This window comes from Micromonospora sicca (assembly GCF_003172935.1).
In the GTDB taxonomy this organism is placed as follows: domain Bacteria; phylum Actinomycetota; class Actinomycetes; order Mycobacteriales; family Micromonosporaceae; genus Micromonospora; species Micromonospora sicca.
Genome location: NZ_QGKS01000463.1, coordinates 1 through 18,710, shown reverse-complemented (window position 1 = coordinate 18,710; position 18,710 = coordinate 1). Strand labels below are relative to the sequence as shown.

Annotated in this window: 17 protein-coding genes and 1 pseudogene; 14 read left to right on the top strand and 4 right to left on the bottom strand. The window is 72.6% G+C overall.

From position 1 onward, the window contains the following. Positions 1–147: 147 nt before the first annotated feature. From DKT69_RS34345 to DKT69_RS34315, 7 genes are all read left to right on the top strand, one after another. Positions 148–1,365 carry a PP2C family protein-serine/threonine phosphatase gene (locus tag DKT69_RS34345; protein WP_109805555.1) on the top strand — a complete coding sequence of 406 codons (1,218 nt, stop codon included), beginning with the start codon at positions 148–150 and terminating at the stop codon, positions 1,363–1,365. Continuing rightward, positions 1,362–3,122, top strand: coding sequence for a sensor histidine kinase (locus tag DKT69_RS34340; RefSeq protein ID WP_109805554.1), 1,761 nt, complete (start codon positions 1,362–1,364; stop codon positions 3,120–3,122). The genes DKT69_RS34345 and DKT69_RS34340 overlap by 4 nt, the downstream gene beginning before the upstream one ends. After that, positions 3,119–3,571 (top strand): response regulator, encoded by a 453-nt coding sequence (locus tag DKT69_RS34335; protein WP_109805553.1) that lies wholly within the window; start codon positions 3,119–3,121, stop codon positions 3,569–3,571. Before DKT69_RS34340 ends, DKT69_RS34335 begins: the two co-directional genes overlap by 4 nt. Then, positions 3,564–4,373, top strand: a complete 810-nt coding sequence (locus DKT69_RS34330) for an inositol monophosphatase family protein (protein ID WP_109805552.1) — start codon at positions 3,564–3,566, stop codon at positions 4,371–4,373. The genes DKT69_RS34335 and DKT69_RS34330 overlap by 8 nt, the downstream gene beginning before the upstream one ends. 191 nt (positions 4,374–4,564) lie before the next feature. After that, a complete protein-coding gene (locus tag DKT69_RS34325; RefSeq protein WP_109805551.1) occupies positions 4,565–5,602 on the top strand; it encodes a coiled-coil domain-containing protein in 1,038 nt (345 codons plus the stop codon). 35 nt (positions 5,603–5,637) lie between these two features. Then, positions 5,638–7,191: a fused MFS/spermidine synthase gene (locus tag DKT69_RS34320; protein WP_109805550.1), complete on the top strand. Its 1,554-nt coding sequence runs from the start codon at positions 5,638–5,640 to the stop codon at positions 7,189–7,191. Between the two features lie 71 nt (positions 7,192–7,262). Further along, a complete protein-coding gene (locus DKT69_RS34315; protein ID WP_109805549.1) occupies positions 7,263–8,873 on the top strand; it encodes a serine/threonine-protein kinase in 1,611 nt (536 codons plus the stop codon). 68 nt (positions 8,874–8,941) lie between these two features. Here the strand turns inward: DKT69_RS34315 and DKT69_RS34310 are convergent, their stop codons facing one another. From DKT69_RS34310 to DKT69_RS40395, 3 genes are all read right to left on the bottom strand, one after another. After that, entirely contained in the window at positions 8,942–9,607 is a 666-nt protein-coding gene (locus DKT69_RS34310) for a potassium channel family protein (RefSeq protein ID WP_109805548.1), read from the bottom strand. Beyond that, the gene (locus DKT69_RS34305; RefSeq protein ID WP_109805547.1) at positions 9,597–10,931 is read right to left on the bottom strand and encodes a TrkH family potassium uptake protein; all 1,335 of its coding nucleotides are present in this window, start codon (positions 10,929–10,931) and stop codon (positions 9,597–9,599) included. Before DKT69_RS34305 ends, DKT69_RS34310 begins: the two co-directional genes overlap by 11 nt. A gap of 432 nt (positions 10,932–11,363) precedes the next feature. Then, positions 11,364–11,525, bottom strand: a complete 162-nt coding sequence (locus DKT69_RS40395) for a hypothetical protein (protein WP_236648525.1) — start codon at positions 11,523–11,525, stop codon at positions 11,364–11,366. Between the two features lie 157 nt (positions 11,526–11,682). On the opposite strand from DKT69_RS40395, the gene DKT69_RS34290 reads away from it, so the two are divergent. The 6 genes and pseudogenes from DKT69_RS34290 to DKT69_RS34265 form a co-directional block, all read left to right on the top strand. Then, positions 11,683–12,888 (top strand): substrate-binding domain-containing protein, encoded by a 1,206-nt coding sequence (locus DKT69_RS34290; protein WP_109805546.1) that lies wholly within the window; start codon positions 11,683–11,685, stop codon positions 12,886–12,888. A 3-nt stretch (positions 12,889–12,891) separates the two neighbouring features. Then, complete coding sequence (locus tag DKT69_RS34285; protein ID WP_109805545.1) at positions 12,892–13,635, top strand: ABC transporter ATP-binding protein; 744 nt, start codon at positions 12,892–12,894, stop codon at positions 13,633–13,635. Next, on the top strand, positions 13,632–14,363 hold the full coding sequence (locus DKT69_RS34280; RefSeq protein WP_109805544.1) for an ABC transporter ATP-binding protein: 732 nt from the start codon (positions 13,632–13,634) through the stop codon (positions 14,361–14,363). The genes DKT69_RS34285 and DKT69_RS34280 overlap by 4 nt, the downstream gene beginning before the upstream one ends. Further along, a complete protein-coding gene (locus DKT69_RS34275; protein ID WP_109805543.1) occupies positions 14,360–15,250 on the top strand; it encodes a branched-chain amino acid ABC transporter permease in 891 nt (296 codons plus the stop codon). The genes DKT69_RS34280 and DKT69_RS34275 overlap by 4 nt, the downstream gene beginning before the upstream one ends. Continuing rightward, positions 15,247–16,368, top strand: coding sequence for a branched-chain amino acid ABC transporter permease (locus tag DKT69_RS34270; protein ID WP_109805542.1), 1,122 nt, complete (start codon positions 15,247–15,249; stop codon positions 16,366–16,368). The genes DKT69_RS34275 and DKT69_RS34270 overlap by 4 nt, the downstream gene beginning before the upstream one ends. A gap of 105 nt (positions 16,369–16,473) precedes the next feature. After that, positions 16,474–16,563, top strand: a pseudogene (locus DKT69_RS34265) (short-chain dehydrogenase); the annotation flags it as partial. Positions 16,564–16,656: 93 nt separating this feature from the next. On the opposite strand, the gene DKT69_RS34260 reads toward DKT69_RS34265, so the two are convergent. Beyond that, positions 16,657–17,454, bottom strand: a complete 798-nt coding sequence (locus DKT69_RS34260; protein WP_109805541.1) for a hypothetical protein — start codon at positions 17,452–17,454, stop codon at positions 16,657–16,659. 143 nt (positions 17,455–17,597) lie between these two features. Here DKT69_RS34260 and DKT69_RS34255 point away from each other — a divergent pair. Continuing rightward, a partial coding sequence (locus DKT69_RS34255; RefSeq protein WP_236648524.1) for an AfsR/SARP family transcriptional regulator occupies positions 17,598–18,710 on the top strand: 1,113 nt, incomplete at its 3' end.

Genomic DNA, 18,710 nt, shown 5'->3' with positions numbered 1-18,710 from the left:
CCGGGTGGCAGGTTGGCGTGCCGACGCCGTCGTGTTGTGTGCGACCGTTGTCTGATACAGGATCAGCAGGGCACTCGGAAGGAGCCCGACATCACCAGCGACCTCCCGCGTCTCGCGGCGGTGACCCGGCCGCACCGGGGGGCCGGCATGGCCGGTTCCTCCGTCGTGCCGTACCCGCACGGTGGCCTGGCGCGGCACGCCAACCTGCCACCCGGTGAGCGGCTGCGGGTCCTGCTGGTCGAGGACGACGAGGGCGACGCCTTCCTGGTCGGCGAGCTGCTCGCCGAGACCAACTCGATGATCGACCTGCTGGTCGCCACCAGCCTCAGCGAGGCCCGGCAACGGGTGTTGGGCGTCGACTGCGTCCTGCTCGACCTCGGCCTTCCCGACGCACAGGGGCTGGACGGGCTGCGCCAGGTGCTGGAGATGTCCAGCGGCGCGGCGGTCTGCGTGCTGACCGGCCGCACCGACGAGCACCTGGGCATCGTCGCGGTGGCCGAGGGCGCCCAGGACTACCTGGTCAAGGGGCAGGTCGACGGGGTCCTGCTGACCCGGGCGCTGCGCTACGCCGTGGAGCGCAAGCGGGCCGACGAGAACGCCCGCCGGCTCCGTGAGGTGGAGCTGCGCCAGGCCGAGTCCGCCCGCCTGGAGCGGGGCCTGCTGCCCCAGCCGCTGATGACCACGGACCAGGTGTCGGTGCACACGTTCTACCGCCCCGGCCGGCACGCCGCCCTGATCGGCGGCGACTTCTACGACGTGGTGCAGACCCGGCCGGACCGGATCGACCTGATCGTCGGCGACGTCTGCGGGCACGGCGTGGACGAAGCGGCGCTCGGCGTCGAGCTGCGGGTGGCCTGGCGGGCCCTGATCCTGGCCGGGGTGCCGGACGACGAGGTGCTGCCGGCCCTGGAACAGGTGCTGATGAGCGAGCGTCGACTCCAGGAGATCTTCGCCACGGTGGCGACCGTCCGGCTCGACCTCGCCGCCAACCGGGCCACCGTACGACTCGCCGGTCATCCGCCGCCGGTGCTGCTCAGCGGGGGTAAGGTCGCGCCGGTGCCGGCCAAGGGTGGCCTGCTGCTCGGCGTCCGGCCGCGCCGGCCCGTTGCCTTCGATCTGGAGTTCGACACCGATGACTGGTCCCTGTTGATGTACACCGACGGCCTGATCGAGGGTCGGGTGGGCAACGGTGACGACCGGCTCGACGTGCCGGGGCTGACCGAGCTGCTCGCCGACCCGGCCAACCAGGCGGTGCCCCTGGCCGAGCTGCCGGCCTGGCTGGTCGGCCGTGCCGAGCAGATCAACGGCGGACCGCTCGCCGACGACGTCGCCATGCTGCTGGTCACCCGCGGCGGCGGCCGTTGAACGCGTACCGGCAGGGCTGGACCCTGCGGCGCCGGGTGCTCGCGCTGCTCGGCGTGGTCCTGGTGCTGCTGCTCGGGCTGGCCGCCGCCGAGGCGGTGGTCGCCGCGAAGAACCGGCAGAACATCGATGCCGTCCTGGTCAAGACGGGTCCGCTCCGGGTGCAGGGCCAGGAGCTGCTGAGCGCGCTGCTCGACCAGGAGACCGCCGTGCGCGGGTACGCGGTGAACGGCGACCGCAAGGACCTGGCCCCGTACGAGGCGGGTCTGCGGCGGGAGCAGGACACCGTCACCGCGATGGAGCAGCTGGCCGCCGACTATCCGGGCGTGCTGCGCGAGCTGCGGGTGGTCGAGCAGCGGGCGGCGCGATGGCGGGCGGACGTGGCCGAGCCGGTGATCAGCACGACCGAGCGCAGCGGCCCGTCCGCCGGTCAGGCACTGATCACCGACCAGACCCGGCAGCAGTTCGACGGCATCCGCTCCGCGGTGAACCAGCTCCAGGCCGAGATCCTGATCGTCGGGCAGCACACCGCCGAGAAGGTCACCCGGACCGGCAACGTGCTGGTCGTCCTGCTGATCATCGCGGCCCTGGTGGTGGCGGTCGCGGGCGCGGTGATGGTGCTCTCCCTGGACCGGATCCTGATCCGGCCGCTGGCCGGGCTGGTGGGCCAGGTGCGGGAGGTTGCCGCGGGCGACTACGAGCACCACATCAGCGGCGCCGGGCCGCCGGAGTTCCGCCGGCTCGCCGACGACATCGACGGGATGCGGCAGAAGATCGCCCGCGAGCTGGCCGAGGTGCGCGAGGCCCGGGAGCGCATCGAGTGGGTCAACAGCCAGCTCCAGAAGCAGGCCGAGGAACTCACCCGGTCCAACCGTGACCTGGAGCAGTTCGCGTACGTCGCCTCGCACGACCTGCAGGAGCCGCTGCGCAAGGTGGCCAGCTTCTGCCAGCTCCTCCAGCGCCGCTACGCCGGCCAGCTCGACGAGCGGGCCGACCAGTACATCGCCTTCGCGGTCGACGGCGCGCAGCGGATGCAGCGCCTGATCAACGACCTGCTGGCGTTCTCCCGGATCGGCCGCCTCACCACCGGTTTCACCGAGGTCGACCTGAACAAGGTGATGGGCGACGTGGCCGGCCAGACCGAGGCCGCCCGGCAGTACTCGGACGCCGAGCTGACCTGGGGCGAGCTGCCGGTGATCCGCGGCGAGGAGCCGCTGCTGACCAACCTGCTGGCCAACCTCGTCAGCAACTCGATCAAGTTCCGCCGCCCGGACGTGCCGCCCAGGGTGCACGTCTCGGCCCGGCTGGTCGGCGACGAGTGGGAGATCAGCTGCCGGGACAACGGCATCGGGATCGAGCCGGAGTTCGCCGACAAGATCTTCGTGATCTTCCAGCGGCTGCACGCCAAGGACGCGTACCCGGGCACCGGCATCGGCCTGGCGATCGTCAAGAAGATCGTCGAGTACCACGGCGGCCGGGTCTGGGTGGACACCGGCACCGAGGAGGGCACCGCGATCCGCTTCACCCTCCCCGCCCTGCCCGAGGACGTCGAGGCGGCGAAGGCGGCGGACGGGGCGGGCCCGGCGGACGGGACGGCGGTCGGTGCGGAATCGACCGGGGACGAGGACCGGGACGGCGCCGACACCGCCGCCGGGGACGCGCCGGTCGCTCGGCAGCCGGGCGGGTCGGAGGGCGAAGACACCCCCGACGGTACGGCCGGACACGGTACAACGGGTGGCATGAGGGAGACGGTGGGATGACCGCGCCGGCAGACGGCAAGAGCCCGATCGAGGTCCTGCTGGTCGAGGACGACCCGGGCGACGTGCTGATGACCCAGGAGGCGTTCGAGGAGCACAAGCTCCGCAACCGGCTGACCGTCGTCTCCGACGGCGCGGAGGCCCTGGCCTACCTGCGGCGCGAGGGCCAGTACGCGGACGCGGTGGCCCCCGACCTGGTCCTGCTCGACCTCAACCTGCCCCGCCGGGACGGCCGGGAGGTGCTCGCGGAGATCAAGAGGGACGAGCAGCTCTGCCGGATCCCGGTCGTGGTGCTCACCACCTCGCAGGCCGACGAGGACATCCTGCGCAGCTACCAGCTGCACGCCAACGCCTACGTGACCAAGCCGGTGGACTTCGAGCGCTTCATCTCGGTGGTCCGCCAGATCGACGAGTTCTTCGTCAGCGTGGTCAAGCTGCCGCCGCGTGGCTGACCCGCTGCTCGACGACGTCGGCGAGCTGCTGCGGGAGGCCGCGGCGAAGGTCGTGGTGCCGCTGTTCCGCCGGCTCGACGCCGCCGACATCGCCGAGAAGGCCCCCGGCGAGGTGGTCACCGTCGCCGACCGGCGGGCCGAGGAGCTGATCTCCGCCGGGCTGCGGCGGGTGCGCCCCGGCTCGATGGTGGTCGGCGAGGAGGCCGTCGCCGACGACCCGCGGCTGCTGCGGCACCTGCGCGGCGCCGGTGACGTCTGGCTGGTCGACCCGGTCGACGGCACCTCCAACTTCGCCGCCGGCCGGCGGCCGTTCGCCCTGATGGTGGCGCTGCTGACCGACGGCGAGCAGGTCGCCTCCTGGGTGTACGACCCGCTGGCCGGCATCTTCGCCACCGCCCGCGCGGGGGAGGGCACTTACCTGGACGGGGAGCCGGTGCGGACCACCGACGCGGTGCCGCCGGTGGGCGCGCTGCGCGGCACCGCGATGACCCGGTTCCTGCCGCCCGACGCCCGGCGGACCGCCGAGGCGGGCGGCCGGCGGATCGGCGAGCTGCTCCCCGGCCAGCACTGCGCCGGCCGGGAGTATCTCGACCTGCTCACCGGGGACCAGCAGTTCGTGCTCTTCTGGCGAACCCTGCCGTGGGACCACGCCCCGGGCACCCTGCTGGTCCGGCAGGCCGGCGGGGTGGCCCGCCGCTTCGACGGCACCGAGTACCACCCGGCCGACGACGACCGGGGGCTGCTGGTGGCGGTCAACGAAGCGGTCTGGACCGAGGTGCGAGCCGCGCTGCTCGACGGCTGAGCGGCGCTCCGCGACGGCGTCGGCACGCTCCGTCGAAGATCGGTTTCGTCCGAGATCGGGGCCTGGCCAGCCCGCGCCGGTCCGGTATCGTGACCGGCGGTTTCGCCAGCAGGCCGCCGTCCGGCGCCGGCGGAGCCGCCGCCGCGCAGTGGGCAACCCGGGGGGCCGGCGGTCGACGGAAGGACGCTTTCGTGCCCAGGACCAGGCTCATCCGGCGGCGCGTCCGCCGGCCGTTGCTCGCCCTGCTCGCCGTGACGGCCCTGCTGCTCGGCGCCGGCCTCGCCCCGGCCGGGGCCGCCGCGGCCGCGCCGACCCCGGGCGCCCCGAACGAGGGCGGCAGCAAGCAGTTGCGCGCGGCGCTCGACGCGGCCGCGCGGGGCCACATCGAAGCGAAGGCCCGGCTCGACAACTCGAAGCGCCGGCAGGTGGCGCTGACCGGGCAGCTCAAGGGGCTCGAGCTGCGCCTGGTCGAACTGAACTCGCAGGTCGGCGAGGTGGCCGCGCAGTCGTACCGGCTGGGTCGGCTGACCCCGGTGTCGATGCTGCTCGCCAGCTCCGACCCGAACGAGTTCCTCCAGCGGGCCGGTGAGCTGGACGTGATGGCCCAGCGGGACAGCAAGCGGCTGCGGGCGTTCACCGACGCCAAGGCCGAGGCCGTCAAGGCCAAGGCGGCGATCGACATCGAGGTGCGCGAGCAGCAGAAGCAGCTCGCGGTGCTGGCCAAGAAGAAGCGGGACGCCGAGATCGCGCTGGCCAAGGTCAGCTCGGGCAGCAGCTCCGGGTTCAGCGGCGGCTCGGCCTCCGCCAAGCCGGCCCCGCGCAACTCGGACGGCTCCTGGCCGTCGGAGTCCTGCTCCGTCAACGACCCGACCACCTCCGGCTGCATCACCCCCCGCACCCTGCACGCGCTCCAGCAGGCCCAGGCGGCCGGCTACAAGCGTTACGTCTCCTGCTTCCGCAGCGGCGGCGACGGCGAGCACCCGAAGGGCCGGGCCTGCGACTTCTCCGCCGCCAGCGGCGGCTTCGAGGACCGCTCGGCGACCGGCGGGGACAAGACGTACGGGGACAGCCTGGCCAACTACTTCAAGAGCAACGCCAGCCGCCTCGGCGTCATGTACGTGATCTGGTATCGGCAGATCTGGATGCCGAACACCGGCTGGCGGTCGTACAGCGGCGGCGGCAGTCCCGCCGCCGACCACACAAACCATGTTCATCTTTCGATGTACTGACCCGGGCGCCGGAAAGGCTGCGTAGCATCGCGACGGTGAGCAGCTCATCGTCCGACGTCGTGGTGGAGTCCGCGCCGACCGTGCCGACGCCGCCCCGAGCCCTGCCGAACGGGCTCGCCGCCTTCCTGGTGTTCCTCTCCAGCGGGGCCGTGCTGGTCCTGGAGACCGTCTCGCTCCGCCTGGTCGGCCCGTACGTCGGGGTCACCCTCCAGGTGACCAGTTCGGTGATCGGCATGGCGTTGGCCGCGATCGCGTACGGGGCGTGGATGGGCGGGTTCCTGGCCGACCGGCGGGACCCGCGTACCCTGCTGGCCCCGGCCCTGGTCCTGGCCGGCATCGCCACCGCGGTCACCCTCCCCGTCGTCCGGTACGCCGGGGAGGCGTTGCGCGGCGGCGCGGCGAGCGCCGTGCTGCTGCTCACCGCGCTGGCGGTGCTGGTGCCGGCGGCGCTGCTCGCCGGGATCACCCCGCTGATGGTGAAGCTCCAGCTCGCCGACCTGCGCCGCACCGGGCAGGTGGTCGGTCGGCTCTCCGGGATCGGCACGCTGGGCGGCATCACCGCCACCCTGGCCACCGGCTTCGTGCTGGTGGCGGCGCTGCCCAGCACGGTGATCGTGCTCGGCCTGGCGGCGCTGCTCGGGGCCACCGGGCTGGTGCTCGGGGCGTACCTGCGGCGGCGGGCGGGGACCGGGCTGCCCGGTCCGGCCCGGGCGAAGGCCGCCCTGGCGGTGCTCGGCCTGGCCGGCGCCGGCCTCGCCACGGTCGCCCCGAACCCGTGCGACGTGGAGACCGCGTACCACTGCGCGAGGGTCGAGGTGGACCCGCAGTGGACGGAGGGGCGGACGCTCTTCCTCAACTCCGCCGAGCACTCGTACGTCGACCTGGCCGATCCGACGCACCTGAAGTACGCGTACACGCAGTGGATCGGCCTGGTGGCCGACGTGGCGGCGCCGAAGGGGCAGCGGCTGGACGCCCTGCACCTGGGCGGCGGCGGCTTCACCATGCCGCGCTACCTGGCCGCCACCCGGCACGGCACCCGGAACCTGGTGTTCGAGATCGACGGCGGCCTGGTCGAGCTGGACCGGCGTGAGCTGGGCGTACGCACCGGCCCGGAGCTGCGCGCGGCGGTCGGGGACGCCCGGGTGCTGCTCGACGCCGAACCGACCGACAGCCGGGACCTGGTCGTCGGTGACGCCTTCGGCCACCTGGTGGTGCCCTGGCACCTGGCGACCCGGGAGATGGCCGCGGAGATCCGCCGGGTGCTCCGGCCGGGCGGGGTCTACGTGCAGAACGTCATCGACTACCCGCCGGGCCGCTTCGTCCGGGCCGAGCTGGCCACCGTCGCCGCCGAGTTCCGGCACGTCGCGCTCATCGCACCGCCGGCGGCGATCAGCGGACTGCACGGGTCCAACTTCCTGCTCGTCGGCTCGGACGCGCCGCTGCCGTTGGCCGCGATCCGGGCCGGGCTGCCCGGCCTGCCCGAGCAGGCCACCCTCCTCTCCGGCGCGGAACTCACCGCTTTCGTCGGGGACGCGCTGGTGCTGACCGACGACTACGCCCCGGTGGACCAACTGCTCGCGACCGCCTGAACGGGTGACTTTCCTGACCGATTCCGCCTGTTCAGGTGTAGGTGGGATCACCCCGGGCAACAGGACTGACCATGGGCGGAGCGGTCAGGAGCGACGAACAACTGCTGGGTGAGCGGTACCGGCTGATCGAGCAGCTAGGCGCGGGCGGCATGTCGGTGGTGTGGCGCGGATACGACGAGGTGCTCGGCCGCCAGGTCGCGGTCAAGGTGCTCGCGTCCCGGCTGGCCAGCGACAAGGCGTTCCGGCACCGGATCCGGGTCGAGGCGCAGGCCGCCGCGCGGCTCTGCCACCCCAACATCACCAACGTGTACGACTACGGCGAGTCCGAGCAGGTCGGGCTGACCGTGCCGTACGTCGTGATGGAACTGGTCGACGGCGGGCCGCTGAGCAGCCGGCTCGGCCGCGGCGGGCAGCTGCCCTGGCGTGAGGCCGTGACCATCGGCGCGGAGGTCGCTTCGGCGCTGGCCACCGCGCACGCCCGGGGCGTGGTGCACCGGGACGTCACCCCCGGCAACGTCATGCTCACCCCCACCGGGGTGAAGGTCGTCGACTTCGGCATCTCGGCGCTGGTCGGGGAGAGCGAGCAGGGCCCCGACGGCGCCCTGCTCGGCACTCCCGCCTACCTCGCCCCGGAGCGGCTCGACAACGGCCAGGTCTCCCCGGCCACCGACGTCTACGCGGTCGGCCTGCTGCTGTACCGGATGCTCACCGGCCGGCTGCCCTGGCAGGCCAGCACCACCACCCAGATGCTCCAGGCGCACATGTACCACGACCCGGACCCGATGCCGCCGGTGGTCGGCCTGCCCGCCGAGGTCGAGGAGCTGGTCCGGCGCTGCCTGGCCAAGCGTCCCGCGGACCGGCCGGCGACCGCCGAGGTGGCCCGGACGCTCGCCGACGTGGCCGGCATCGCGGCGATCGTGCCGGTCTCTCCGGCGCTCGGCCAGTTCGACCCGACGCTGCTGGAGAACGCCGGAACCACCATCCTGCCCTGGTCCTCGGCGACCGACGCGCTGCCCTTCTCGATCGGGCGGACCCGCACCCGCCGGGCGGCGGCGCGGCGGCGCAAGGTCGAGGCCGGGGTGGCCGCGGCGGGCCTGGTCGCGGTCACCGCGGCCATGTGGGGGCTGACCGCGCGGAGCTCGGCGAGCGGCGGGGCGGAGCCCACCGAGGCCCGGATGGGGCTGCCCCAGCCGGTGCCGTGCGAGGTCGACTACGTGCTGCGCCGGGACTCCGGACGGGACTTCTCCGCCGAGCTGACCCTGACCAACACCGGCGACCGGGAGCTGCGGGACTGGAACATGAGCTTCACCTTCCCCGGCCGGCAGACGGTGACCGCCGCCCAGCCGGCGGTGCGGCAGCAGGGGCAAACGGTGCTGCTGCAGCCGCCCGCGGCGGATGCCGCGCTGGCGCCGGGGGCGTCGAAGAAGGTCGCGCTGAGCGGCAAGTACACCGGGAGCAATCCGCTGCCGGTGCAGTTCAAGGTCGGCGAGACCGCCTGTGGCGTGCAGGTCTCCGGGGTGGCCGGGTCGACACCCACGACCGCGCCGCCGACGACCAGGGCGCCCGCGAAGCCCACCACCGCGAAGAGCAGCGGGTCGGGCAGTTCCGGCGGCGGGGGTGAGCGGGCGAAGTCGGTCAAGCCCGGCAAGGGCAAGGACGGTGGCAAGGGAAAAGGAAAGTGACCGAGGGGGCAGGGGGTGGTCACGGCAGCAAGAGCAAGAGCAAGGGGAAGTGACGGTCCGGACGGCGCTCAGGCCAGCGCGGCGAACCGCTGCACCTGCACGGTGCCGCCTTCCACGATGAGCACGCTCTCCTTCTGCAGCACAATGTCCGGCTCGGCATGGCGGAAGCGTTCGCCGGGCAGTTTGGCGCCGATCACCTGCACGCCGTATTGGTCGGCGGCCAGCTCGCGGAGCGGCCGGCCGACCATCCCCTCCGGCACGCGCACCTTGGCGATGGCGAAGTCGTCGCCGAACTCGATGAAGTCGAGCATCTTGCTGACGATCAGGTGCGCCACCCGCTCGCCGGTCTCCGCCTCCGGGAAGATCACGTGGTGGGCGCCCACCGACCCGAGGATCTTCGCGTGCTTCTCGGAGGTGGCCCGCGCCCAGATCTGCGGGATGCCCAGCTCGGTCAGGGCCAACACGGTGAGCACGCTGGCCTCCACCGAGGCGCCGATGGCTACGACCGCCCGCTCGAAGTCCGCGATGCCGAGCTGGCGCAGCGCTCCCTCCTCGGTGGAGTCGGCCTGCACCACCCGGTCCAACTGTTCCGACCAGCGCTGCACCCGTGCCGGGTTGCTGTCAACGGCGAGCACCTGATGGTCGAGTTGGAGCAGCGAGCCGGCCAGATGGCAGCCGAACCGGCCCAGGCCGATCACCACGATGCCGCTGTCGTTCGTCTTCCTAGCCGACAATGGGTTGCTCCTCCGGGTAGCGGTACAGCCGTCGCCGGGTGTTCAACGCGATCGCGGATCCGAGGGTGAGGGGGCCGACCCGGCCGATGAACATGAGGGCGGTCAGCACGTACTGGCCGGACGCCGGTAGCTGGGGGGCGAGGCCGACGGAGAGGCCGGTGGTGCTGAACGCCGAGGTGACCTCGAAGAGCGCGGCGTTGGCGCGCAGCCCCTCGGTGTCCAGGATCAGTCCCACCGTGCCGCCCACCACCAGCGCGACGCTGAGCAGCGCGACCGTCAGCGCCTGGCGCTGGCTGGCGGTGGACACCCGCCGGTGGCCGACCGTGACGTCCGGCTCGCCGCGCAGTTCCGCCCAGATGGCGAAGGCGAGCAGGAAGAAGGTCGAGACCTTGATGCCGCCGGCGGTGCTGGCGCTGCCGCCGCCGATGAACATCAGCACGATCAGCAGCGGATAACTTTCCTCGCTGAGCTTGTCGACGTTGATCACGTCGAAGCCGCCGGTGCGGCTCAGCACGATCTGGCTGAAGGCGGCCAGTATCTTTCCCGGCGCGTCGTACGTGCCGATGGTGGCGGGGTTGGTCCACTCGGCAAGCAGCAGGTATCCGAAGCCGGACCCGATGAGCACCAGGCTGCCCCAGATGGTGAGCTTGGTGGCGACCGCCCAGCGGCCCGGCCGCCGCCACTCGCGGACCGCCTCGAAGAGCGCCGGGAAGCCGAGCCCGCCGATGATCGCGCCGAGGGCCAGCGGCAGCGTCACCCAGGGGTCCCGGGAGAAGGCGAGCAGCCCTTCGGAGTAGAGGGTGAACCCGCCGTTGTTGAAAGCCTGGATGGAGTGGAACGAGGCGGACCAGACCGCCCACCCCGGCGGGTAGTCGTAGACCAGCCAGAGCCGGCCGGTGATGACCGCCGTCATCACCGCCTCGGTGGCGAAGACGGTCGCCGCGATCCGGACCAGCAGCCGCCCCACGTCGCCGATGCCGAACTCGGCGGTCTCCGCCTGCACCAGCATCCGGTTGCGGAGGCCGAGCTGGCGGGAGACCACCAGTATCACCAGGGCGGCGATGGTCAGGATGCCGAGGCCGCCGAGTTGGGTGAGCACGGTGATCATGGCCAGGCCGAAGCCGTTCCAGTAGTTCGGGGTGTCGTTGATGGCCATCCCGGTGACGGAGACGGCCGAGGTGGCGGTGAAGAGCGCGGTGACGAACGGGGTGTACTCGTCTTCGCTGGTCGCCCACGGCAGCATCAGCGTTCCGGTGCCGAGCAGGATCGCCGCCAGGAACCCGAACGGCACCAGGCGCACGGGGTGACGGAGCAGCCGACGCACCAGGCAATCTTCCGTCCGGAGATTCACCGGGAGGTCAGGAACCGACCAACTGGTGGTCAACCGGGACCGGTCTGCTGGGCGCATCCCTCGGCGCCGACCCGAACGCCCGCGGCGACATTACGTCCGAGTACGAGCTCCTTTTCGACCTCGGCCTGGACGGCGCCTTCGCCGACCAGCCGGACACCGCCGGGGCGGCCCGCGCCGGCCGCTGACGCGTCCCGTCGCGTCCGTTGATTCCTGCCAGATCGCCGATGTGGGGTATCTCGTTCTGCCGGACACCCCCACATCGGCGTAACGGCGCCGGCACCGCCCGGGAGGCGGGCGGGGTGCTGCTGCGGCGCTACGAAGCTGATGACGTGAATGACTCAGCCAAGGTCCCCGGCAGGCGGATGATCCGTCTGCGTCATCAGGTTCGTAGCGTGTCCGGCACCCTCACCGGCCGGGGCCCTCGGCGACGTAGGTGCCACGCCCCGGCTGTCCCCTGATCAGCTCGCGGTCGTGCAGCAGGGAGAGCGCGCGACGCAGCCGGTTTTCAGGTGGGGCGGTGGCGGGGCGCGACACACCGGCGTCGCGGGTGGTGGCGGTCGTGGCCATCAACCACCGTCGTCATCACCAGCCGCTACAGCAGCTTGTTACAGTCGGCCACCCCATCACGATTACTTGTGTGTTTCGGCCACATAGCCCGTGCGTGACGTCACTTCTAGCGTGAGCCGACAACTGAGTTAGCTTCCTGTCCTCACCTGGAGTCGCGATGACGTTCCGGCACACGCGGCGGGTGTTCCTCTCCGCCGTCACGATGATGGCGGCGGCGATTGCCGCCACGGCCTGTGGCAGCCCGCAGGACACCGCCTCCGGCGGCGGCGACGGCGCCGCGCCGGTCAAGGTTGGTCTGGTGTATTCCCAGTCGGGGCCGCTGGCCAGCTACGGAAAGCAGTACATCGAGGGGTTCAAGGCCGGCCTCGACTACGCCACCAAGGGCACCGGCAAGGTCGGTGACCGGAAGATCGAGCTCACCGAGGCGGACGACGCCGGTGACCCGGCGAAGGCGGTCTCCGCGGCCAAGGACCTGATCGGCAAGGGCTCGAAGATCATCGCCGGTTCCACCGCGTCCGGCGTCGCCCTCCAGGTCGCCCCGATCGCCGCCCAGAACAAGGTCCTCTTCATCTCCGGCCCGGCCGCCACCGACGCGGTGACCGGCGCGAACAAGTACACCTTCCGGTCTGGCCGGCAGTCGTACCAGGACGTGGTGACCGCCAAGTCGTTCATCGGCGACGCGACCGGCAAGAAGGTCGTCGTCTTCGCCCAGGACGGTGCGTTCGGCGACGCCAACGAGGCCGCGGTCAAGAAGGTCATCGGCGGGGCCGGCGCCACCGTCAGCAGCGTCCGCGCCCCCGCCAGCGCCACCGACTTCACCCCGTTCGCCAGCCAGATCAAGGCCGCCAAGCCGGACCTGCTCTTCGTCGCCTGGGCCGGCACCACCGCCCCGGCGATGTGGCAGACCCTCGACCAGCAGGGCGTCCTCGCCTCCACCACGGTCGTCACCGGCCTGGACATCCGCGCCTCCTGGCCCACCTTCGGCGCCGCCGGCAGCAAGATCTCCTTCCTGTCGCACTACTTCGACGGGGCCAGCGACACCGAGGCCGCCAAGGCCGCCAAGGCGAAGATCCCCGGCGGGACGCTCGACCTGTTCCACCCGGACGGCTTCGCCGCCGCCCAGATGGTCGTCCGCGCCGTCTCCGAGGGCGGCGACGACGTCGACAAGATGGTCAAGGCCCTGGAAGGCTGGCAGTTCGACAGCATCAAGGGCCCGATGACCATCCGCGCCGAGGACCACGCGCTGCTCCAGCCGATGTACCAGGCCAAGCTCAGCGGCAGCGGCACCACCTTCACCGCGGCCGCCCAGAAGAGCCTGACCGGTGACGAGACGGCGCCGCCGGTCACCCAGATGAAGGGCTGAACTGTGCTCGCCACCCGCGGTCTGACCTGGCGGATCGGTGAGGTCGCCATCGTCGACTCCGTCTACCTCGACCTCGCGCCCGGGGAGTTCCTCGGCGTGATCGGGCCCAACGGCGCCGGCAAGACCTCACTGTTCAACCTGATCACCGGCCTGCGCCGGCCCACCGAGGGGCGGATCCTGCTGGACTCCGAGGACGTCACCGCCCTCCCGCCGCACCGGCGGGCCCGGCTCGGCCTGGGGCGTACCTTCCAGGCGTCCTCGGTGTTCGGCTCGCTCACCGTGCGGGAGAACGTCCGGCTGGCCGTACAGGCGCACCGGGGTGGCTCGATGAAGCTGTGGCGGCGCGCGGCGGCCGACCGGGAGGTCGCCGCGGCCGCCGACGCGGCGCTCGACCGGGTCGGCCTGCACCACCGGGGTACGGCGCTCGCCGGCACCCTGGCCCACGGCGAGAAGCGCAAGCTGGAGATCGCCCTGCTGCTCGCCGGGGAGCCCCGGGTGATGCTGCTGGACGAGCCGATGGCGGGAGTCAGCGCCGAGGACGTGCCCGAGCTGGTCGAGGTGATCAAGTCGCTGACCGGGGACAGCGGCCGGTCGGTGCTGATGGTGGAGCACCACATGGACGTGATCCTGGAGGTGGCCGACCGGATCGCCGTGATGCACCACGGCGCCCTGCTGGCCTGCGACACCCCGGAGACCGTGATGGCCAACGCCACGGTCCAGGAGGCATACCTGGGGGAGTCGCTATGAGTGTGGAACCGGTCCTCACGGTCGAGGACCTGTCGGTGCGGATCGCCGGGCTGCACATCCTCCAGGGGGTGTCCTTCACCGTCGCGCCCACCGGGGTGACCGTGCTGCTCGGCCGCAACGGCGTCGGCAAGACCACCACGCTGCGCGCGATCGTCGGCCTCACCCCCCGTAGCGGCGACGTCCGCGGCACCATCCGGATGGGCGTGCAGAGCCTGCTCGCCCGCCCCACCCACCGGCTGGTCCGCGGCGGGCTCGGCTACGTGCCGGAGGACCGCTGCGTCTTCGCCGGCCTCACCGTCGCGGAGAACCTGCGGCTCGCCGAACGGCGCGGCAGCACCCCGGCGTACGACAAGGTCTTCGCGCTCTTCCCCGAGCTGGACCGGCGCGGACGGCAACGGGCCGGCTCCCTCTCCGGCGGGCAGCAGCAGATGCTCGCCATCGGTCGCGTCCTGCTCAACGACAACCGGCTGCTGCTGGTGGACGAGCCGACCAAGGGGTTGGCGCCGAAGGTGGTGACCGAGGTGGCCGAGGTGCTGGAACGGGTGGCGGAGTCGGTGCCGGTGCTGCTGGTCGAGCAGAACCTGGCCGTGGTCCGCCGGCTGGCGAAGGACGCGGTGGTGCTCTCCGCCGGCAAGGTGGCCTGGACCGGGAACGCGCAGGAGCTGCTCCTGGAGACGGCGCTGACCAAGTCGCTGCTGGGTGTCGGCTCGGGCGAGGTGCACGCATGAGCACTCTCGTCCTGCTGACGCTGACCGGGCTCGGTGTGGCGGCGCTGTACCTCCTGGTCGCGTCCGGACTCTCCCTGGTCTTCGGCCTGGCCGACGTGCTCAACTTCGCGCACGGCCTCTTCCTCGGCGTCGGGGCGTACGCGACCTGGTGGGCCGCGGACAACCTGCCCGGCGCGGGCTCCGACGGGTTCGGCTTCGTGGTCGCGGTGGCCTTCGGCGTGCTCGCCGGGACGCTGGTCGCCGTGCTGGTCGAGCTGGTGCTGATCCGGCCGCTCTACTCCCGCACCATCGAGCAGGTGCTGGTCACCGTCGGCCTGTCGCTGGCCGGGGTGGCGCTGCTCCAGGCCACCTGGGGCGCCGACGCGCGGCCGTTCCCCCGGCCGTCGTGGACCCGGGAGGTGACCGGGGTGCTCGGCGCGAACGTGCCGAACGCCGGGCTGCTGCTGATCGTCGCCGCCGCGGTGGTGCTCGGCGGGCTGCTCGCCTTCCTCCACTGGACCCGGTACGGCCTGGTGATCCGGGCCGGCGTGGAGAACCGGGAGATGGTGACCGCGCTCGGCATCGACGTCCGCAAGGCGTTCACCCTGGTCTTCGCGATCGGCGGCGCGGCCGCCGCGCTGGCCGGCGCGCTCGGCGGGGTCTACTTCGGCACCGTGTCGCCCGGGCAGGGCGGTTCGCTGCTGATCTTCGCGTTCATCGTGGTGGTGATCGGCGGGATGGGCTCGGTGGTCGGGTCCGCGTACGCGGCGGTCGCGGTGGGGCTGCTGCAACAGTTCGTCAACTACTACGGCACGTCCGGCCTGGGCGACATCTGCGTGGTCGGGCTGCTCGCCGTGGTGCTGCTGCTGCGTCCGCAGGGCCTGGCCGGAAAGGTGGCAACGGCATGACCAACTCGGTGGTCGAGGCGCCCCCGGCGCAGGTGCCCGACGAGCTGACCCCCGGGCGTTCCCGTTGGCACGGGCTGCGGCCGTTCCTGCCGCTGGTGGCGCTGGTGGTGGCGGCGATCGTGCCGTACTCGACGGTGAACCTGCCGGGCTTCTTCGAGGGCCCGCTGAACTCGCCGGGCACCCTGCAACTGCTCGCCATCTGCCTGGTCTTCGGCGGCCTGGCCGCCGGCTACGACCTGCTCTTCGGCCGGACCGGCATGCTCTCCTTCGGGCACGCCCTCTACTTCGCCGCCGGCGTGTACGGCACCGACGTCCTGGTCACCCGGGCCGGACTGCCGCTGTGGCAGGCCGCGCTGCTCGCGGTGACCGGCGGGACGATCCTCGCCGCGCTGCTCGGTGCGGTGGCGCTGCGTACCGTCGGGATCGCGTTCGCCATGGTGACGCTGGCCTTCGCCCAGGTCGGGGCGATCGTGGTGGCCCGGGACTTCAAGCTGGGCTCCGGCGAGGGGCTCACCGGCGGCGAGGAGGGGCTGCCGCTGGACGTCTCCGGGCTGCCGGCGGCCCTGGTCGGCGTGACGAACACCGTCAACCTGTACTGGCTGGCGCTGGCGTACCTGACGCTGGTGGTCTTCGTGGTGCACCGGGTGAGCGGCTCACCGACCGGGCGGGTGCTGGCCGGGCTGCGCGACGACGAGCGGCGGATCGGGGTGCTCGGGCTCGACCCGTACCGGTTCAAGCTGGTCGCGTTCACCCTGGCCGGTGGGCTGGCGACGGCCGGCGGGGTGGTCTACTGCCTGATCGTCGGCGGCGCCTCCCCGCACGTCACCTCCTCCGAGCTGACGCTGTCGCTGCTGGTCATGGTGGTGCTCGGTGGTCCCGGCACCCGCTGGGGCCCGGTCCTCGGCGGCATCCTCTACATGTACCTCGACCACCGCCTCACCGCCTTCGGCAGCAGCGACGCCGTCGAAAACCTCCCGGCTTTCCTCAGCCACCCGCTGTCCCAGCCCCTGTTCGTCCTGGGCACCGTCTTCATCCTCGCGGTCTACTTCTTCCCCGGCGGCCTGACCAGCCTCAAGTCCCGCCTGACCCCCCTCCTCACCGCCCTCCGCCGCCGCTGACCGTCCCCCCCGCCGCGCCGGGGTTCTGAGCGCAGGGGAGGCGGCAGTGGGAGAGCGGTTGGCGGTGGTGAACAACGCGGGCGGGTACCTCGGCGGCGACACCGGCACGCCGCCCGGGTGGCGGCCACCCTGGTCGGCCGCGGCGGCCGGCCGGACGACATCGCGGCGGCGGTCCGCTACCTGGTCAGCCCGGCCCGTCCAGTCCGCCCGGCCCGTCCGGTCCCGCCGGCCCATCGACGACGAAGGGGCGGCGACCCCCCGTGTGGCCGCCGCCCCCTGCGTCGTGGGTCAGCTGTTCAACATCTCGTACGCCATCGCCGGCGCCTTCGTCGCCTCGCCGCCGGTCGGCACGGTGATCTTCGGCGTGCTGCCGTAGTCGGCGTACGTGACCACGTAGTCGTACGCCTTCCGCTCGCCGGCGGCCGGGATCTTCAGCGTCAGCGAGGTCAGGTTCTTGTCCGGCCCGACCACCGCGGTGAACGGCACCCGCTTGGCGGCCTCGCCGAGCGCCGTCGCCTCGCTGTCGTCCAGCGCCTTCGCCGCGTTGCCGCTGCTCACGTCGATGACCCCGGCGTACCGCCCGGGGCCCTGCTCCTCGACGGAGGTGGCCGCCTCGATGAGCGGACCCGCGTTGCCCTGGTCCGCGCCGTCGTACGCCGGGACGCTCCCGCCGTCGGTCAGCTTCGCGCGGTCCAGCTTCATCCACTTGTTCGGGAACTTCGGCAGCCCCGGGTGGCCGCTGAACTTCGCCTTCATCCAGATCTCCTCGCCGATCAGCAGGAACGACATCTTGGTGGTGATGCCGTCCTTGTCCGGGGCCATCGCGGTGTTGATCTCGAAGGCCTTCGCGTCCGGGTCGATCCGGCCGGTGATGGTGCTGGACGAGTCCTTGCCGCTGAACCGGAACGCACCCTCCGTACCGTCCGGGACGGCGTCGAGGAGCGCCTCCTTCGGGCTGGTGGCCGGCGCGGCGGCCGGCTCGCTCTTCGGCCCGCAACCCCCGAGCAGGGTGGTCGCGGCCAGCATGGCGGCGACCGTGCCGACCGCCCGTCGGATGGTGCCGGCGCTGCCCGTTGCCTGTGTCATCGCACTTCTCTTTCTCGCTGCGTGGCTTCTGCCGGTGACGATGCTGCGGGCCGACACGGCGGTTCGGCTGCCGATATGCTGCCGTCCGGCTGCCGGGCACTGCCGTTCGGCGGCCATGGGGGTGTCAGGAGCGGAAAACTCGCATGTCAGGAACGCTGCGTTTCGAGCTGCTCGGGCCTCAGCGGGCCTGGTACGCCGACCGGGAACTGGACCTCGGCCCCGGCAAGCAGCGCGCCGTGCTGGCCGTGCTGCTGCTCTCCGCCGGCCGCCCGGTCCCCACCGGGCAGATCGTCGAGGCGGTCTGGCCCGACGAGCCGCCCGCCAACGGCACGAACGTGGTGCAGAAGTACGTCGCCGGGCTGCGCCGGGTGCTCGAACCCGACCGCTCCCCGCGTACGCCCGGACAGGTGCTGAGCCTGACCGACGCCGGGTACCTGCTCCGGATCGCGCCGGAGGCGGTGGACGCGGTCCGCTTCGAGCGGGGCGTCCAGCGGGCCCGGCAGCGGCACGCGGCGGGGCGTACGGCCGAGGCCCTGGCCGAGCTGACGGCGGCCCTGAGGCTCTGGCAGGGGGAGCCGTTCACCGGGTTCGCCGGGCCGGTCTTCGAGGCCGCTCGGCACCGGCTGGTCGAGCTGCGGGCCGTCGCCCTGGAGAGCCGCGCCGAGCTGGAGCTGGAGAGCGGGCGGCACCGGGAGCTGATCGGCGAACTGGTCGAGCTGGTGGCCGAGTTCCCGGTCCGGGAGCGGCTGCGGCACCAGTTGATGCTGGCGCTGCACCGCAGCGGCCGGCAGGCGGAGGCGCTCGCCGCGTACCGGGAGTTCGCCGACCTGCTCCGGGAGGAGTACGGCATCGAACCGGGCGAGGTGCTCCGGGAGCTGCACCGCCGCATCCTCCGCTCCGACCCCACGCTGCTGAAGGCGACCCCGTCCGAGCCGGCTGAGCCTGCCGAGCCGTTCCTGGCCGAGCGGGCAAGGGTGGGCCCAGCCGAGCCGGTGGAGGCGGTGCCGGCCGAGGCGCGGCCGGACGGGCCGGAGTCGGTGGCCGGAGAGCGGCCCGATCCGCTCGTCCCAGCGGGCACGCCCGGGACGTTCGCGGCCACGCCCGACGCCCCCACTTCGCCGCCGGCCGGGTTCGCGCCGCCGTTCGTCACCGGCTTCCCGTCCGTACCCTCGGCGGCCACCGGTTTCGCGCCGGTACCCGCGCCGGCCGACGGTTTCGGGTCCGCGCCGGGCCTCGGCTTTCCGCCCGGACCGGTC

Bases quoted from the DNA above. Each gene is read 5' to 3' on its own strand.
- DKT69_RS34345 (WP_109805555.1), top strand. From the start codon at position 148: ATGGCCGGTTCCTCCGTCGTGCCGTACCCGCACGGTGGCCTGGCGCGG.
- DKT69_RS34335 (WP_109805553.1), top strand. From the start codon at position 3,119: ATGACCGCGCCGGCAGACGGCAAGAGCCCGATCGAGGTCCTGCTGGTC.
- DKT69_RS34315 (WP_109805549.1), top strand. From the start codon at position 7,263: ATGGGCGGAGCGGTCAGGAGCGACGAACAACTGCTGGGTGAGCGGTAC.
- DKT69_RS40395 (WP_236648525.1), bottom strand. From the start codon at position 11,525: ATGGCCACGACCGCCACCACCCGCGACGCCGGTGTGTCGCGCCCCGCC.
- DKT69_RS34290 (WP_109805546.1), top strand. From the start codon at position 11,683: ATGACGTTCCGGCACACGCGGCGGGTGTTCCTCTCCGCCGTCACGATG.
- DKT69_RS34280 (WP_109805544.1), top strand. From the start codon at position 13,632: ATGAGTGTGGAACCGGTCCTCACGGTCGAGGACCTGTCGGTGCGGATC.
- DKT69_RS34275 (WP_109805543.1), top strand. From the start codon at position 14,360: ATGAGCACTCTCGTCCTGCTGACGCTGACCGGGCTCGGTGTGGCGGCG.
- DKT69_RS34270 (WP_109805542.1), top strand. From the start codon at position 15,247: ATGACCAACTCGGTGGTCGAGGCGCCCCCGGCGCAGGTGCCCGACGAG.
- DKT69_RS34260 (WP_109805541.1), bottom strand. From the start codon at position 17,454: ATGACACAGGCAACGGGCAGCGCCGGCACCATCCGACGGGCGGTCGGC.